Genomic DNA, 15734 nt, shown 5'->3' with positions numbered 1-15734 from the left:
ACATGGCGGCAAATGCACCCGTATGGGTAATTGAAGATAATTGTAAGGCATGTGATTTATGTGTTTCGGTTTGTCCTGCAGGCGTTTTGGCAATGGTTCCAGACCCTCACAGGGTTTTGGGTTCAATGGTAAAAGTTCTCTATCCTGAGAGCTGTATAGGTTGTAATGATTGCGAACTTGAGTGTCCTGATTTTGCAATTTATGTTGCTGACAAAAAAGAGTATAAATTTGCAAAATTGACAGAAGAGGCTAAACAAAGAGCGGAAGCAATCAAGAAAAATCATTTTAGAGCTTTAAGTGCTTAAGGAGAAAAAATGGCAAGAGAAGTAATATCAAGCGGTAATGAATTGGCGGCAATGGCTGCTATCGATGCCGGATGTAGATTTTTTGGAGGATATCCAATTACACCATCAAGTGAAGTTGCACATGAATTAAGCGTACTTCTTCCGAAAGTTGGCGGCAAATTTATACAGATGGAAGATGAAATAGGAGGTATTGCTGTTGCTCTTGGTGCTTCAATGAGCGGCGTTAAGTCGATGACAAATACCTCTGGACCTGGTATGTCGTTGAAGGCTGAGCAGATTGGTCTTGGATTTATGACCGAAACACCGATGGTCATAACAAACGTTATGAGAGGCGGCCCTTCAACCGGTCTTCCAACAAGAGTTCAGCAAGGTGATATTCTTCAGGCAAGAAACCCGACCCATGGTGATTATAAATCTATAGCTTTTTGTCCGGGAAGTCTTGAAGAGTGTTATACTGAAACTGTTAGAGCATTTAATGTTGCTGAAGAGCTTATGACAACTGTTATCGTTCTTCTTGATGAAACTCTTGGACACATGCACGGAAAAGCTGTTTTGCCAGACAAAGAAGAGATTGAAAAGTCTATTGTAAACAGAGCCAGATTTGATGGAGATCCGAAAGATTATAAACCTTTCGATGTTCCTGAAGACAAACCTGCTGTACTAAATCCATTTTTCCAAGGTTATAAATACCATCTAACAGGTTTACACCACGGTCCTACCGGTTTTCCAACAGAAGATGCAGAAGTGTGTCAAAGACTTATAGAGAGATTACATAGAAAGATAGAAGTTAGAAGAAAAGACCTTTTAGAAAGCAACGAAGAATATCTTCTTGATGATGCAGATTATCTTATAATTGCATACGGCTCTGTTTCTAGAGCTGCCAGGGAGGCTATAAACAGATTGAGAGCGGAAGGTAAAAAAATAGGAATGTTCAGACCTATCACTCTATGGCCTAGTCCGGAAGAGAAGATAAAAGAACTTGGCGAAAGATTCCCTGCTGAAAAGATTCTTATGCCGGAACTTAATATGGGGCAATATATTCTTGAAGTAGAGAGATTGATGGGCAAAAGACCTGAAAGTCTTAACAAAGCCAACGGAAGACCTATTAGTCCTGCAGAAATTATAGAAAAACTCAAGTCTATGGGCATATAAAAGGAGAAAACAATGGCATTTAATTATGATAAATATTTAAGAACTGATAAGATGCCCACACTATGGTGCTGGGGATGCGGTGACGGCATAATCTTGAAATCTGTTATCAGAGCTATCGATAAACTTGGCTGGGATATGAATGATGTGTGCGTAGTGTCCGGAATAGGATGTTCAGGAAGATTCTCTTCTTATCTTAACTGTAACACTGTTCATACTACGCACGGAAGAACTGTTGCGTATGCTACAGGTATCAAACTTGCAAATCCGGATAAACATGTTATTGTTGTAGCGGGCGACGGTGACGGTCTTGCAATAGGTGGTAATCATACTATTCACGGATGTAGAAGAAATATAGATCTTAACTTCATTCTCATCAACAACTTTATTTATGGTCTTACAAACTCTCAGACATCTCCTACTACTCCTGAGGGAATGTGGACAGTAACTGCGCAGTACGGAAATGTAGATCCGACTTTTGATGCTTGCAAACTTGCAGAAGGAAGCGGTGCAACATTTATAGCGAGAGAGACAGTAATTGATCCTAGAAAACTTGAAAAAATGTTTGTTAAAGGTTTCCAACATAAAGGTTTCAGTTTCTTTGACGTCTTCAGTAACTGTCATATTAACCTCGGTAGAAAGAACAAAATGGGTGAAGCTGTTCAGACTCAGGAATGGATAGACTCTATTACGGTTTCCAAGAAAAAATGGGAAGCTCTTCCAGAAGAAGAGAGAGTTGGTAAATTCCCGACTGGCATCCTTAAAGAGGACACATCAAAAATAGAGTATTGTGAAGCTTACGACAAAGTCATAGAAGCGGCACAAAATAAAACCAGAGTGCAACTATAGTAAAGTGAAAAATAGAAGATGAAAAGCAAAGGCAGGTTTTCTGCTTTTTGCTTCTCTCTTAATTTTCACTAGACTCATAGTTGTTATTCAAAGAAATAACACAACATACTCAAAGGAAGTAGACTATGAGACATCAATTGAGATTTACAGGCGTTGGCGGACAAGGTGTTTTGCTTGCGGGAGAGATTCTTGCGGCTGCGAAAATAAAAGAGGGCGGATACGGTGTTAAAGCTGCAACATATACTTCACAGGTCAGAGGTGGTCCTACAAAAGTTGACATAATTCTTGACGATGAAGAGATACTTTTTCCATATGCAAATGAGGGCGAGATAGAATTTATGCTTTCTACTGCACAGGTGAGCTATGACCAGTTCAAGGGCGGAGTAAAAGATGGCGGTATAATAGTATTTGAACCAAATCTAGTTACTCCTTCTGAAGAAGATAAAAAAAGATGGAAAATGTATTCAATTCCTATTATTACAATAGCAAAAGAAGAGGTCGGTAACGTTGTTACACAGTCTGTTGTAGCACTTGCCGTAACAGTTACTATGACAAAATGTGTTGACAGAGATCTTGTATATGATACTATGATTTCGAAAGTTCCTCCTAAATTTGTAGAACTTAACAAAACAGCATTTGAACTGGGCGAAAAATATGCAAATGAAGCTTTGCAACAAGGTCCAATAAGCTAATATTCTTGTTATCAGGTGTATTGGTTTTTTCCCAATACACCTTTAACATCTTTCTTTTCTCTACTTTACTTTCAGTAAAATTTAAGATATAATTACGCAGGTGCAGCAGGCGGATGCTTGAGAGAGTATCAAGAGGAAAGTCCGAGCTGCAATGAGGCAGGGTTCCGCCTAACGGGCGGCCGGCGAAAGCCGAGGGAAAGTGCAACAGAGAGCAGACCGCCGATGGCCGGCAATTGCCGGATCAGGCAAGGGTGAAACGGTGGTGTAAGAGACCACCAGCGCAGTGAGCAATCACAGCGGCTATGTAAACCCAACCCGCAGCAAGAAGAACCTGGTTGGCGCCTCATATTACGAGTTCTTCGCTTGAGCTTTGTCGCGAGACAGAGCCTAGATAAATATCCGCCAAATACAGAACTCGGCTTACAGCTGCACCTGACTTCTACTACTTTCTTCTATGCGGTTAATCATCAGATAAGTATCAAAAAGATATACTAAAATGTATTATTAAAAAGTTTGTAAGCCCTTGCAATTGCCGCAAATTGCGCTTATAAAACGTCATGTAAGAGGGGTACAATGAAAGATATTATATTTATAGGTGGCGGGCTTAATTATGCAGGTGCGATAGTTGCGGCAAAAAGAGGCTTTAATGTTGCACTCATAGAAAAAAATATAAATCATTTGGGAGGGGTGTGTCTGCATAACGGATGTATTCCTTCAAAACACTTTCTTCATCTATCAAAAATAAATCTTGAACTAAGAAACGAAGCTTTTAGAATAAAAAAAGACAAAATTAAACTGGATATTGTCCAAAAGCAGCTTGACAACCTTTTGTCAAAGGCGACAAAGTCCATAATTTTGCAATGCGAAAATGCAGGAGTAGAGCTGATTGAAGGTGATGGGTACGTTGTTGACGAGGGAAAGATAAAATTTAACAGTGAAATACTTGAAGCTGAACATATCGTTATAGGTACAGGTTCGTCTCCTTTTATACCGGAGGGGATAGAGTATAACGGTGAGAGTATCGTAACAAGTGATGAAATACTGAAACTAAAAAACTTTCCGGAATCTATTGCAATATACGGTTCAGGCGCTGTAGGGCTTGAGTTTGCCGGTTTTTTTGCCGCAAACGGTATAGATGTAACTCTTTTTTATATTGAAGAAAATATTTCAAATAAAATGCATCCTTTTATAAATAAAAATATAGAGAATGGACTTACCAAAATAGGTGTGAAACTCATGCCTTCCACAAGGATTTACGAGGCAAAAGATTTTGAAAGAAAAGCCAGAGTTACTACCGACAAAGGGATATATGAATTTGACAAACTGCTTGTAGCTACAGGTAGAAAACCCAATACTGAAGTGATAAAAACAGACAAAATAGAGGTATCAAATGCTATTGTTACGGATGATTTTTTTGAAACTACACTAAAAAAACATTTTGCCATCGGAGATTGTAATGCCAAACAGATGATTGCACACTCTGCAAGGGCACAGGTTTTAAATGTGATAGACAGGATTACGGAAAAAAAATCAAAAAAGCTCAGTTTGATAAATATACCAAAATTCATCTACTCTTTGCCTCTAGGATATGCTTCTGTAGGTTTGACAAAAAGTTATCTGGAGACTCAGGGTATCGTATATAAAGAGACAGTTTTTTCATTAAGCGCATTTTCACACTCCTACAGCCATAATGCAGCAGACGGAATGGTTATACTATATGCAGACGAGAAAGAGTCAATCAAAGGTGCTGAAATACTTGCTCCCAATGCGGAAGAGCTTATATCAGTAGCTACAACTGCCGTTACAGCAGGATTGGACAAGGAGAGTTTTTTGGATATCGTTTTTGCACATCCTACATTTTCAGAAGCTTTTGAGAGAGCTGCGAGAAGACTGTAAGGGAAGAGAGGATAACAGCAATGAAATATATAAAATGGTTCAAAGAGATAAGCGCGAAAGATGTGTCAAGTGTTGGCGGAAAAAATGCAAATTTAGGTGAAATGTACAGACATTTAGCACCGCTCGGCGTTAAAATACCGAATGGTTTTGCCGTAAATGCCGATGCCTATAGATATGTACTGAGCTATAACAATGCTTGGGAAAAACTTCATAAGATACTAGATCCTCTCAATCCGGAGGACGTGGAAGATCTTCAAAAAAGGGGAAAAGCTGCAAGAGAAGTAGTCTACAACTGTAAAATACCTGATGATCTTAAAAAAGAGATTTTAGAAGGCTATGAAAGTTTGAAAAAAGAGTACGGAAAAGATCTTAGTCTGGCTGTCAGAAGTTCTGCCACTTCGGAAGATTCGCCGGAAGCCTCTTTTGCCGGACAAAATGAAACATATCTCAATATAAAAGGTGAAGAGGCGCTTTTAGATGCTTATAAAAGATGTCTTGCCTCAAACTTTACAGATCGAAGCCTTCACTACAAATACGACAACGGATTTGACTATTTTAAAGTCTACTTGTGTGTTGTCGTTATGAAAATGGTTAGAAGCGATATAGGCTCAAGCGGTGTAATGTTCAGTATAGATACAGAAACCGGGTTTAAAGAGGCGGTTTTTATAAATGCTGCATACGGACTTGGAGAAAATGTTGTACAAGGGACTATTGATCCTGATAGTTTTTATGTGCATAAACCGACCTTTAAAAAAGGGTTTCGTGCTGTTTTGAAAAGAAGACTCGGAAGCAAAGAGTTGAAAATGGTATTTTCCGAAGAGATTTCAGTTGCTAATCTTGCCCAGGAATATACAAAAAATGTACCGGTATCAGAAGATGACAGAAAAAGATTTTGTATTAGTGACGATGATGTTATGGTTTTGGCCGATTATGCGATAAAGGTGGAAGATCACTATTCTAAACTTGCAGGGTATTTCAAACCGATGGATATGGAATGGGCAAAAGACGGTATAGACAACCAGATATATATGGTACAGGCAAGACCCGAGACGGTAGAAAGCCGTAAAAGAGGAGCTATCCTTGAGATATATCATCTTCTTGAAAAGAGCAGGGTTCTTGTAGAGGGACAGGCAGTTGGTATGAAAATAGGGGCCGGAAAAGTGCAGGTAATAAATTCAGTAGAGGAGCTTCCATCTTTTAGACCGGGTAATGTACTTGTAGCTGAGACAACAACGCCAGATTGGGAACCGGTCATGAAAACATCTGCAGCTATCGTTACAGCAAGGGGCGGCAGAACATGCCATGCGGCCATTGTTTCCAGAGAACTTGGAATCCCTGCCATTGTAGGTGCCGACAAAGCAACCGAAATACTTAAGGATGGAGAAGAAGTAACTGTAAGCTGCGCTGAAGGTGAAATAGGAAAAGTATATGAAGGCATTTTGAGATATGAGGTAAAAAAGATAGATTTGAGTTCTCTACCCAGACCTAAAACGAAAATCATGATGAATCTGGGCAATCCTGATATGGCTTTTTCACTCTCACATCTGCCGGTCGACGGTATAGGTCTTGCAAGAATGGAGTTTATCATAAACGAATATATAAAAGCTCATCCAATGGCGATAAAACATCCGGAGAAAACAGACGATTATACACGAAAAAAGCTTGATGAACTATCATATGCATATAAAAATTATGAAGATTTTTTTATAAAGACACTTAGTGAAGGAGTCGGGACCATTGCTGCCGCTTTTTATCCAAAACCGGTGGTTGTAAGGATGAGTGACTTCAAATCCAATGAATACGCTTCACTTCTGGGAGGGAAATTTTTCGAACCTAAAGAAGATAATCCTATGATTGGATTTAGAGGGGCTGCAAGATATTCTCACCCTCTTTATGAAGAGGGTTTTGGACTCGAATGTGCCGCGATGAAAAGAGTTAGAGAGGTTATGGGGCTTGAAAATGTAATATTGATGATTCCTTTTTGCAGACGGGTTGACGAAGGGAAAAAAGTTATAAAAACAATGGAAAAATATGGTCTTAAAAAAGGTGAAAAAGGCCTAAAAATATATGTTATGTGTGAAATACCGAATAATGTGGTTCTTGTAGATAGATTTGCCGAAATTTTTGACGGTTTCAGTATAGGTTCAAATGATCTGACACAGCTGACTCTGGGTGTAGATAGAGACAGCAGGATAGTTGCCTTTGACTATGATGAAAAGGATGAGGGAGTGCTGGAGATGATAAAGGCTGCAGTTGAAGGTGCAAAAAGAAATGGACGTCATAGCGGAATATGTGGTCAGGCACCCTCTGACTATCCTGAAATTGCAGAGTTTCTTGTCAAAATAGGTATAGATTCGATCAGTCTGAATCCAGACAGTGTTTTAAGAGTATTACAGTTTATAGTTGAGCTTGAAAAAAAACTTTAAAGCCGTTTTTTTAACTCGTATTTTGCAGGCTTCTACTTTAAAAAAAGGATTTTTGTGAACAAAAAGATAGAGTCAATAATAGATAAAATGAAACTCCTTGAAAAAGAACTTTTGGATGAGATAGAAAAGGAGGAGAAAAAATTTGGTTTCAAAGTTGAAACTGAAGGGATTGTCTTCAACAAAGAGATACGAAAAAGTCACAGAAAATATGCTAAAAATCTTTTCAGATATATTTTGGATGCGCCCTTTCTTTATATTCTTACTGCTCCTGTCATATACGGTGCAATTTTTCCGGCAATTTTTTTGGATCTTTATCTGTTTTTGTATCAGATGATAAATTTCAGAGTTTACGGTATAAAAAGAGTTAAAAGAAGCGATTACATAATTTTTGACAGGCAGTATCTGGAGTATCTAAATCCCATAGAAAAACTCAATTGTATGTACTGCTCATATTTTAACGGTCTTATGGCTTATGCAACGGAAGTATCTGCAAGAACCGAACTTTTCTGGTGTCCGATAAAACATGCCAAAAAAGTGCCTTATATTCATCGATACTATACTATGTTTATCTCATACGGCGATGCAAAAGAGTATAGAGAAAAACTGGAAAAACTCAGAAGGGCTATAAAAGAGGAGGGATGAGGTTTTTCTCAGCAGAGATTTATAAATCGAAGCCAATTTTTATCTTTTATCAGAGTTGTATTTATATCTGCGCTGTGAAGAGACCGGAACAAAAAGAGAAACGAACAAAAAATTCATGATTTTTATTATATCATTTGTAAATGAGATATTCAGATTTATAAACGGAAGGTATCGATATGAAAAGTATTGTAATAAGAAGCATCAAAGACGTTCTGAGTTGGGAAATTGTGAAATTCTCTTTGATGATCGGTATACCGCTTGCAATTTTATGGATATTTCTCGGTTATATTTTTTGGCCTGTGATGGTCTCTTTTGCATACAAAAGCATATCATGGATTCCCTTTTCGATTGTGAAGGCAAATGGAGCTTTTATAACCTTGTTTTTTATATGGTTTCAGGCAGTAACCGTCTCTTTCGCTCTTATAATGGCTTTTTTCAATGTTCCAATATACAGATATGTGAGCAAAAGACGGTATGAATATCTTATTATAAGTATTATTGCCGGACTTGCCGTTTTTTGGGCAATAGTGATTGTTTTGAACTGGCACACTCTTTTTGTGGGAATAGAGAAAATTCTCACCTGGTTTCCGTTTCAGACCGTAGATGAAGCTATATCCTGGCTATTGGCGATATTTCTTGTATACAACTTTTACATTCTCTCTTTTTTCCTGCTTGTTCTTGTCTATATAGATCCTTTTTTAGATGCGATGAGAGAGAAACATTATCCAGATTTGAAATCGGTACCCGAAAGCAGTCACATAGCAGTTTTGGGAACTGCCGTAAGGGATGCAGCTCTTTTTGCACTTTTTATATTGATTTTTCTTCCTTTTTTGTTTATACCTTTTTTGAATATAGCACTTCAGCTTTTTCTTTGGACATGGCTCTACAAAGAGTCTTATTTTCTTAGTGTATGTGCTAAGTTTTGTACAAAAGTTGAATATAAAAAGATAAAAAGTCATAAATTTTCTATATGGATGATAGCTCTTTTCGCCTCGCTTCTAAATTTTCTTCCGGTAGTTAATATTTTGGCGCCGTTTTTTGCTATAAATATGTATTTTCACTGGATTGTGAAGCAAAAAGAGAGGGATTAGCTCTCTTTTTTCTCTTTTGAGCACTCTTTGCAGATACCATATAAATTCATGTCATGCGAAACAATTTTGAATCCAAATTTTTTGGCGATTTTTTCCTGAAGTAGTTCAAGCTCTTCATCAAAGAATTCTATTATTTTTCCGCATTCAAGACATATCATATGGTCATGATGGGATCCTCTGTTGAGTTCATATTTTTTTCCTTCCACTCCAAAGGATATAGAGTTTATAAGCCCCTCTTTTTCCAAAAATGACAATGCCCTGTATACTGTCGCAAGTCCTATATTCTTTTGTGATTTTTTAACTTTATAGAGTATCTCTTCAGGAGAGAGATGCTCTTTGGCTTTATATAAGATTTTAAGTATCTCTTCTCTTTGCAGAGAGTATTTCAGTCCTCTCTTTTTGACAAGTGAATGCAGCTCGTTTTTATAATATTCAAAATTTCTGAAATCCTGAATGTTTTTGGACATTGTAATTCTCTTTTTCAGCATTCGGCAAGAGGATTGGCTTTGAGTTTTTCTATGGGGAGTTCTGTTCCGTCTTTACATTTTCCGAAGGTTCCGTTTTCTATCCTGACAAGGGCTTTTTTTATCTGTACGAGTTCCTCTTCGAGTCTTTTTAGAAGAGCAACGTCGTCCATATCAAGATTTTCTAGCTGTGCCATATCTTCCATATCATCAATTGCATCTTCGGCAATAAAACTTTCAAGTTCATTTCTAAGATTTTCTATCTCTTTTTCAACCTGAGCTTTCCTTTTTTCCAAAATCTCTTTAAATTCGTTTAACTGCTCTTTTGTCATATTATCTCCTTGCAATATTGTTTATACGGTAATTATAACTTATTTTGAACATATTTCTGTTTGGATATAATAAAATCAAAAAAAAACGAATGGCAAAAAGGGGTATTTATGTATCTTTTCACTTCCGAGTCCGTATCTGCCGGTCATCCTGATAAATGTGCCGATATTATAGCAGATTACATTGTCGATTCTTTGCTAGAGTTGGACCCGAATGCAAGGGTTGCAACTGAAGTTTTTGTAGTCGGAAAACATGTGATAATCGGAGGTGAGGTCAAAATCAACAGTACTCTTGAAAAAGAGTTTTATATAGATATAGCAAAAAAAGCTTTGAAAAAGATAGGATATCCTGAAAGCGGTTTTAAAATAGGTGAGACTTTAAATCCAGAGGAATGTATATATGAGGTGTATATAAGTCGTCAATCTCCCGACATAAGTATAGGTGTTGATAGAAACAACAAAGAGATTGGAGCGGGGGATCAGGGTATGATGTTTGGTTTTGCGACCATAGAGAGAGATGATTTTATGCCTTCTGCTTTGATGTTTGCAAGAGAGATAAGAGATATTCTTTATAAAAATGCAAAATCAAATCCTGATAAATTTGGTGTAGATTTGAAAACCCAGGTAACTCTTGATTATGGTACAAAAGAGAATTTTGATAATTGCAGACCGCAAAGAATAGACAAAATAGTAGTAGCACAGTCTCATACAGGTGATATTTTACCCGATGATGTCAGAAAAAGAGTAAAAGAACTAATTTTCCAGAAAGCCTCTTTTGCCGATAAATATCTTGATGAAAATACGCAGTTCCTTATAAACGGCACAGGCAGATTCGTTACACACGGTCCTATTGCAGACTCCGGACTTTCTGGCAGAAAAGTGGTTGTGGATACTTACGGAGGATATGCACCGATAGGCGGAGGGAGCCAAAGTTCAAAAGATTATACAAAAGTGGACAGAAGCGGACTGTACGCTGCAAGATGGATAGCCAAACATATAGTAGCTGCTGGACTTGCAAAGAAAGCTCTTGTAGAGATAGCATATGTGATAGGTGAACCAAAACCTGTGTCTGTTACGGTAAATACACTTGGATCGTCTTCTGAAAACATAAGTGATGAGGAGCTGAGCATAAAAATTGCCGAAAAATTTTCTTTGACACCCAAATGGATAACTGAAAAATTCGGTCTGGACAAACCATCTGCTGATAGTTTTTTGTATCATGAAATTGCCGCAAAAGGACAGATAGGATATGAAGAGTATCCTTGGGAGAAAATTGACGAGATAGAGTGGTTCAGAGCTCTTGTTTGAGCACGAGCCATAAAACCGGAAATTTTTATTAAAAAGGCTTCAAATCCTTTTTTTCGGGTTTGCAAAACTATTTTACAATATCACTGAAAGAGCATAAAACTGCTCCTTTTTGCATCATAGCATCTATTGCATTTTCGGTGTCGCCCGGATTTATGTCTACTCCTTTGATGCCATCTTTCAATAAAATTGTAAAATATCCCAGATTTACAGCTCCCAAAAGAGTATTTTTGACACAGTAGTCCGTTGCAACTCCGCATATAAAAACACGTTTTATTCCCTTCTCTTTTAATAGCTCATTCAAAACAGTTCCCTGAAAGCCGGAATAGGCATCAAACTCTTTTAAAACACCTTTTGATATGACAAATTTGTTATCAGCCGGAATATAGAGATTTTCATCAAACATTGCACCTTCACTATCCTGAATACAGTGTGGCGGCCAGATGCCACCTTGCCCTTTGAAAGAGATATGCTCTTTCGGATGCCAGTCCCTTGTAAAATATACTGGATTGGAATTTTCTTCGAAAAGTTTTATGTACATGTTGATATTTGGTATGATTTTATCGGCGCCGCTAACCGGCAGAGCACCGCCCGGTAAAAAATCTTTTTGCATATCGACAACTATAAGAGCATCGTGGTCTGTTATTTTTATCTTCATCTCTTATCCTTTAGGGGCTTTTTATAAAATTGTACTAAAATTTAACAATATCAGTTAATAAAAAGGAATAAAATGACTTTTGGATTTGTTAACAAGGAAAATATGAGTCTTCTTACAGATATGTACGAGCTAACTATGGCTCAGGTCTATTTCAATGAAAATATGAACAAAACAGCAATTTTTGATTTTTTTACGAGAGAGATAAAAAACAGATCGTATCTTTTGAATGCCGGACTTGAACAAGTGCTGTATTATCTTGAAAATATGAGATTTACACAAAAAGATATCGATTTTTTGAAAAGTACAGGCAAATTTTCTGACGATTTTTTAGATTTCCTGAAGGAATTCAGATTTGGTGGCAATGTGTATGCGATTGATGAAGGGGAGTTTGTTTTCCCGAACGAGCCTGTTATCCAGGTTGAAGCTCCTTTGATTGAAGCACAGATAATAGAGACATTTTTAATAAATACTATGCAGATATCCATGCTTACAGCTACTAAAGCCATAAGATGCTATAACGAAGCTAAAGGCACGGCACTTGTTGAGTTCGGGCTCAGGCGCTCACACGGTTCTGATGCAGGTATGAAAGCCGCAAGAAATTCGTATATAGGAGGTTTTTTAGGTACCTCAAACGTTTTGGCCGGCGAAAAATTCGGCATTCCGATTTTCGGAACAATGGCGCACTCTTTTATTTTGGCTCATGAGACGGAAGAGAAGGCTTTTGAAAATTTTGCCAAATACTATCCTAAAAACGCTATTTTGCTTGTAGATACTTTCGATACGATAAAAGGAGTTGAAAATGCTGTAAAAACTATCAAAAAGATGGGACTTGAAACTTTCAAAGGCATCAGACTCGACAGTGGAGATATTCTGAAACTTTCAATTGAAGCGAGAAAAATATTGGATGAAGCAGGTTTTAGTGAAGCAATGATATTTGTCAGCGGAAGTTTGAATGAGTATAAAATAAAAGAACTTCTAAAAAACGGGGCTCCCGTGAATGCCTGGGGTGTGGGTACGGAGCTTGCTGTTTCGGCTGATCTGCCGTATCTAGATTGTGCCTATAAACTGGTAGAGTATGACAATAAGCCGAAAATGAAATTCAGCCCCGGGAAAATCACTCTACCTTCGAAAAAGCAGGTTTTCAGAAAGTATGAAAACGGAGTGTTGACTGAGGACATAATAGGGTTCTATAACGAAAAAATCAAAGGGGAGCCTCTTTTAAAACTATATATGGAAAAGGGTAAAATCGTTTGTGATATGCCGTCTTTGAATGAAATTAAACAAAAAGCTCTTAAAAATTTTGCAAAACTTCCGGAAAATCTCAAAGATATAGAAAAAAACGAGAAATTTCTTCCAAAAATCAGCTCCAAACTTCAGGATATTACAAGAGAATTCATGAAAAAACACGGGATACTCAACCCTCCATTATTTTTTTGAGTTCAGCCCCGTCTATAATCTCTTTTTTTATAAGTTCTTCCGCAACTCTTTCTATTTTATCCCAGTATTTGTCGACTAACATCTTTGTTTTTGCGGTAGCTTCGGATATCCATCTTTGAATTCGTTCTTCTATTTTTTCTCTGAAAAAGTTTTTACTAACGTTCTGGTTTAATGTATCTGTATGCACATATCCTATCTCATCATCCATTCCAAGTGTTGCGATGGCATTGTAAACCTCCCATGTAGCCTGTTCCAGATCAGCCGAAGCTCCTGTATCAATACCTTCTGGACCAAATTTTTTTATCTTTGATATTCTTCCCGCAAGTAGAACGCATATGTCTCCCAAAATCTCATCCTTGGAGATGTTGCTGATATATTCCTGATTGCTGTATGATACAAAGCCCAATGATTCCGAACGAGGAGCTATGGTTACCTGTTCTATTTTGATATCCGGAAGTAGCAGATAGGATAGCACTGCGTGTCCTGCTTCATGATATGCGGTTTTTTTAAGATCCTTCTCAAGATTTCTTATTCTTTTTTTCTCCAATTTGTAGCCATATTTAATATTGTTGATCTGTTCGATGAGAATCTCTTCGGTGATATATTCCAAATTGTTTCTTATAACGTACAGAGCTGCTTCTTTGCCTATTCTTTGCAGCTCATATCCGCTCATTCCAGAAATATATCTGACAACTTTTTCGATATCTATTTTTCCGTCGTTGGGCTTTTCGAGAATTTTCCGTATAAAAAATCTTCTTGCTTCCATGTCCAGTTCGGGCACTTCTACAAATATATCGATTCTGCCCGGAGCTAGAAGGTTTTTGTTGATTTCATCTTTGGAGTTTGCTGTAGCTACGGTAAATACAAACTCTTCCGGCGACGAAGCTATAGAGTCGATTTCATTTATAAGCTCTTCTACAGGCATTGTTGTATATATGCCTTCTATTATTCCTTTTGTATCGATTTCATCAAGAAAAACGATACTCGGGGCGTACTCTCTGGCCTTCTGGTAAGCGAGTCTGATAAGATTCTGGTCAAAAAGATCACTTCCGGATAGATATATATAAGGTAGTCCTGACTCTTTTGCAAAGCCCTGTGCAAGCAGTGTTTTGCCAACTCCTTTTGGACCGTACAAAAGCATACCTTTAGGCATATCTATATCAAATTTTTTTACCAAGTCCGGATGTCTTAGAACGTGAATGATCTGTTTGAGTGTCTTTTTGACGTTGGATTGACCGGCTATCTCTTTGAAGGATGTAGTAGAATATCTTACTGCCGGTTTTTCTTTGGGCGAGATATACAAAGGAAGCTTTTTTATTGCAACATTTTTTATGCTGATTATTATAGAGTTTTTCTCTTTTTTTATTTCCCATGAAAGCTCGACCGTTTCGTTTTTTCTAAAGAGCTCTTCTAGAAACTCTTTTTTATCCTTTATTTGTTCGAGAAAATTCAGTGCATTTTTTTCAGCTCTAAAAACAATTTTTTCAGGTATAAAATCAGTTTTTGATATGCTTTGGCCTATTGTTTCTATTATCAGGTCAGGGAGTTTCTTGTTTATCCTTCTTGCATTTATATAAGGCGCAAATGAGAGTACTGCCAGTTTTATGAAATTTTTGAAATCTTCAAACTCTACATTGATACTGCTCTTCTTTTCAAATATCGATATAGCGTTTTTGAGAGATCGGCTTGCTATTTTTACGATGGAATCGAAAGAGAGCGTTTTGAAAAGAACTATCTGATGCTGTGCCATAACCGAGAGTAGTTTTGGATCGATTGCATTTTCTACGATATCGTATATAACTTTTTTTTCGTGAGATATAGCCTCTATGATTTTAGCCTGTGCTTTGAATTTTTCTTTTTTGTAGAAACTTAAAAAATCCCTTTTTTTGATATATTGACTGCCTAAAGATGTTGAAAAAATGATAACGCATGAAGAGAAATCGACTCCGCTCTCCTCTTTGGGAGTTTTTATATAATCAAGTATTGAGAGCTGTATCATGTTTTCGGCTTTTTCTATATCATCGAAAACGATTACAGAGCGTGGATGTTTTTTTACAAAAGCTGTTAATGAACCGTTTGCTCCTATAAGTTTTTTTTCATCACTCGGGTCTGTAAACTGGGCCATATCGAAGACTTTTACAGCCTCAAACATATCGGATAGTTCGGCAAGAAGTTTTGCAAGATACACTTTACCGCTGTTATGGGGGCCTAAAAATGTGAAAAGAGCTTTGAAGTTTTCAGATGTCGGGACCAGAGAGACTCTGGTCAAAGTATCTACAACTTCGTCTATGGCTTCGTTTTGTCCAAAAATTCTTTTTTTAAGCTCTCTTTTGAGTTTTTGGGCTTCATTGTAAATATTTCTCTCCATTTTTATGCCCTTTAAAGTAATTTTTTAGTCATTATAACGATTTTTTGCAAAAAATTTAAAAAGTCGGTTTATCTTTTTGAAAAGCGGTAAATAAAGCAAATAACGGTAAAATAATGGCTGATA

14 protein-coding genes and 1 other RNA gene are annotated in these 15734 nt (G+C 37.3%); 11 read left to right on the top strand and 4 right to left on the bottom strand.

The window, feature by feature from the left end; genetic code table 11:
- Positions 1 to 2 precede the first annotated feature (2 nt).
- The 9 genes from EPR_RS05475 to EPR_RS05435 all read left to right on the top strand — a co-directional run bounded on the left by EPR_RS05475 (position 3) and on the right by EPR_RS05435 (position 9050).
- Positions 3 to 305, top strand: a complete 303-nt coding sequence (locus tag EPR_RS05475; RefSeq protein ID WP_200762251.1) for a 4Fe-4S dicluster domain-containing protein — start codon at positions 3 to 5, stop codon at positions 303 to 305.
- Between the two features lie 9 nt (positions 306 to 314).
- Entirely contained in the window at positions 315 to 1457 is a 1143-nt protein-coding gene (locus tag EPR_RS05470; RefSeq protein ID WP_200762250.1) for a 2-oxoglutarate synthase subunit alpha, read from the top strand.
- A 12-nt stretch (positions 1458 to 1469) separates the two neighbouring features.
- Complete coding sequence (locus tag EPR_RS05465; protein WP_200762249.1) at positions 1470 to 2303, top strand: 2-oxoglutarate ferredoxin oxidoreductase subunit beta; 834 nt, start codon at positions 1470 to 1472, stop codon at positions 2301 to 2303.
- A gap of 125 nt (positions 2304 to 2428) precedes the next feature.
- Entirely contained in the window at positions 2429 to 2995 is a 567-nt protein-coding gene (locus tag EPR_RS05460; RefSeq protein ID WP_200762248.1) for a 2-oxoacid:acceptor oxidoreductase family protein, read from the top strand.
- A gap of 97 nt (positions 2996 to 3092) precedes the next feature.
- Positions 3093 to 3434, top strand: an RNA gene (rnpB, locus tag EPR_RS05455) — RNase P RNA component class A.
- 134 nt (positions 3435 to 3568) lie between these two features.
- Entirely contained in the window at positions 3569 to 4891 is a 1323-nt protein-coding gene (locus EPR_RS05450) for a dihydrolipoyl dehydrogenase family protein (RefSeq protein WP_200762247.1), read from the top strand.
- 20 nt (positions 4892 to 4911) lie between these two features.
- Entirely contained in the window at positions 4912 to 7317 is a 2406-nt protein-coding gene (ppsA, locus tag EPR_RS05445; RefSeq protein ID WP_200762246.1) for a phosphoenolpyruvate synthase, read from the top strand.
- Between the two features lie 54 nt (positions 7318 to 7371).
- Positions 7372 to 7959 (top strand): hypothetical protein, encoded by a 588-nt coding sequence (locus EPR_RS05440; RefSeq protein WP_200762245.1) that lies wholly within the window; start codon positions 7372 to 7374, stop codon positions 7957 to 7959.
- Positions 7960 to 8135: 176 nt separating this feature from the next.
- Positions 8136 to 9050, top strand: a complete 915-nt coding sequence (locus EPR_RS05435; protein ID WP_200762244.1) for an EI24 domain-containing protein — start codon at positions 8136 to 8138, stop codon at positions 9048 to 9050.
- Here EPR_RS05435 and EPR_RS05430 read toward each other — a convergent pair.
- Together EPR_RS05430 and EPR_RS05425 are read right to left on the bottom strand one after the other, a co-directional pair.
- Entirely contained in the window at positions 9047 to 9517 is a 471-nt protein-coding gene (locus tag EPR_RS05430; protein ID WP_200762243.1) for a Fur family transcriptional regulator, read from the bottom strand. The two genes, EPR_RS05435 and EPR_RS05430, sit on opposite strands and share 4 nt — an antisense overlap.
- 14 nt (positions 9518 to 9531) lie before the next feature.
- A complete protein-coding gene (locus EPR_RS05425) occupies positions 9532 to 9846 on the bottom strand; it encodes a TraR/DksA family transcriptional regulator (protein ID WP_200762242.1) in 315 nt (104 codons plus the stop codon).
- A gap of 108 nt (positions 9847 to 9954) precedes the next feature.
- On the opposite strand from EPR_RS05425, the gene metK reads away from it, so the two are divergent.
- Positions 9955 to 11151 carry a methionine adenosyltransferase gene (gene metK, locus EPR_RS05420; protein WP_200762241.1) on the top strand — a complete coding sequence of 399 codons (1197 nt, stop codon included), beginning with the start codon at positions 9955 to 9957 and terminating at the stop codon, positions 11149 to 11151.
- A 67-nt stretch (positions 11152 to 11218) separates the two neighbouring features.
- On the opposite strand, the gene EPR_RS05415 is transcribed toward metK, so the two are convergent.
- Positions 11219 to 11806, bottom strand: coding sequence for a nicotinamidase (locus EPR_RS05415; protein WP_200762240.1), 588 nt, complete (start codon positions 11804 to 11806; stop codon positions 11219 to 11221).
- A 72-nt stretch (positions 11807 to 11878) separates the two neighbouring features.
- On the opposite strand from EPR_RS05415, the gene EPR_RS05410 reads away from it, so the two are divergent.
- Positions 11879 to 13243, top strand: a complete 1365-nt coding sequence (locus tag EPR_RS05410) for a nicotinate phosphoribosyltransferase (RefSeq protein WP_200762239.1) — start codon at positions 11879 to 11881, stop codon at positions 13241 to 13243.
- Here the strand turns inward: EPR_RS05410 and EPR_RS05405 are convergent.
- On the bottom strand, positions 13221 to 15611 hold the full coding sequence (locus EPR_RS05405) for an AAA family ATPase (RefSeq protein ID WP_200762238.1): 2391 nt from the start codon (positions 15609 to 15611) through the stop codon (positions 13221 to 13223). The two genes, EPR_RS05410 and EPR_RS05405, sit on opposite strands and share 23 nt — an antisense overlap.
- Positions 15612 to 15734 lie beyond the last annotated feature (123 nt).

This window comes from Nitrosophilus alvini (genome assembly GCF_015100395.1).
Lineage (GTDB): Bacteria > Campylobacterota > Campylobacteria > Campylobacterales > Nitratiruptoraceae > Nitrosophilus > Nitrosophilus alvini.
This window is presented reverse-complemented; position numbering and strand designations above follow the sequence as displayed.

Coding starts and splice junctions, on each gene's coding strand:
- metK (WP_200762241.1), top strand. CDS start 9,955: ATGTATCTTTTCACTTCCGAGTCCGTATCTGCCGGTCATCCTGATAAA.
- EPR_RS05430 (WP_200762243.1), bottom strand. CDS start 9,517: ATGTCCAAAAACATTCAGGATTTCAGAAATTTTGAATATTATAAAAAC.
- EPR_RS05425 (WP_200762242.1), bottom strand. CDS start 9,846: ATGACAAAAGAGCAGTTAAACGAATTTAAAGAGATTTTGGAAAAAAGG.
- EPR_RS05405 (WP_200762238.1), bottom strand. CDS start 15,611: ATGGAGAGAAATATTTACAATGAAGCCCAAAAACTCAAAAGAGAGCTT.
- EPR_RS05435 (WP_200762244.1), top strand. CDS start 8,136: ATGAAAAGTATTGTAATAAGAAGCATCAAAGACGTTCTGAGTTGGGAA.
- EPR_RS05450 (WP_200762247.1), top strand. CDS start 3,569: ATGAAAGATATTATATTTATAGGTGGCGGGCTTAATTATGCAGGTGCG.
- EPR_RS05415 (WP_200762240.1), bottom strand. CDS start 11,806: ATGAAGATAAAAATAACAGACCACGATGCTCTTATAGTTGTCGATATG.
- EPR_RS05475 (WP_200762251.1), top strand. CDS start 3: ATGGCGGCAAATGCACCCGTATGGGTAATTGAAGATAATTGTAAGGCA.
- ppsA (WP_200762246.1), top strand. CDS start 4,912: ATGAAATATATAAAATGGTTCAAAGAGATAAGCGCGAAAGATGTGTCA.
- EPR_RS05410 (WP_200762239.1), top strand. CDS start 11,879: ATGACTTTTGGATTTGTTAACAAGGAAAATATGAGTCTTCTTACAGAT.
- EPR_RS05465 (WP_200762249.1), top strand. CDS start 1,470: ATGGCATTTAATTATGATAAATATTTAAGAACTGATAAGATGCCCACA.
- EPR_RS05460 (WP_200762248.1), top strand. CDS start 2,429: ATGAGACATCAATTGAGATTTACAGGCGTTGGCGGACAAGGTGTTTTG.
- EPR_RS05470 (WP_200762250.1), top strand. CDS start 315: ATGGCAAGAGAAGTAATATCAAGCGGTAATGAATTGGCGGCAATGGCT.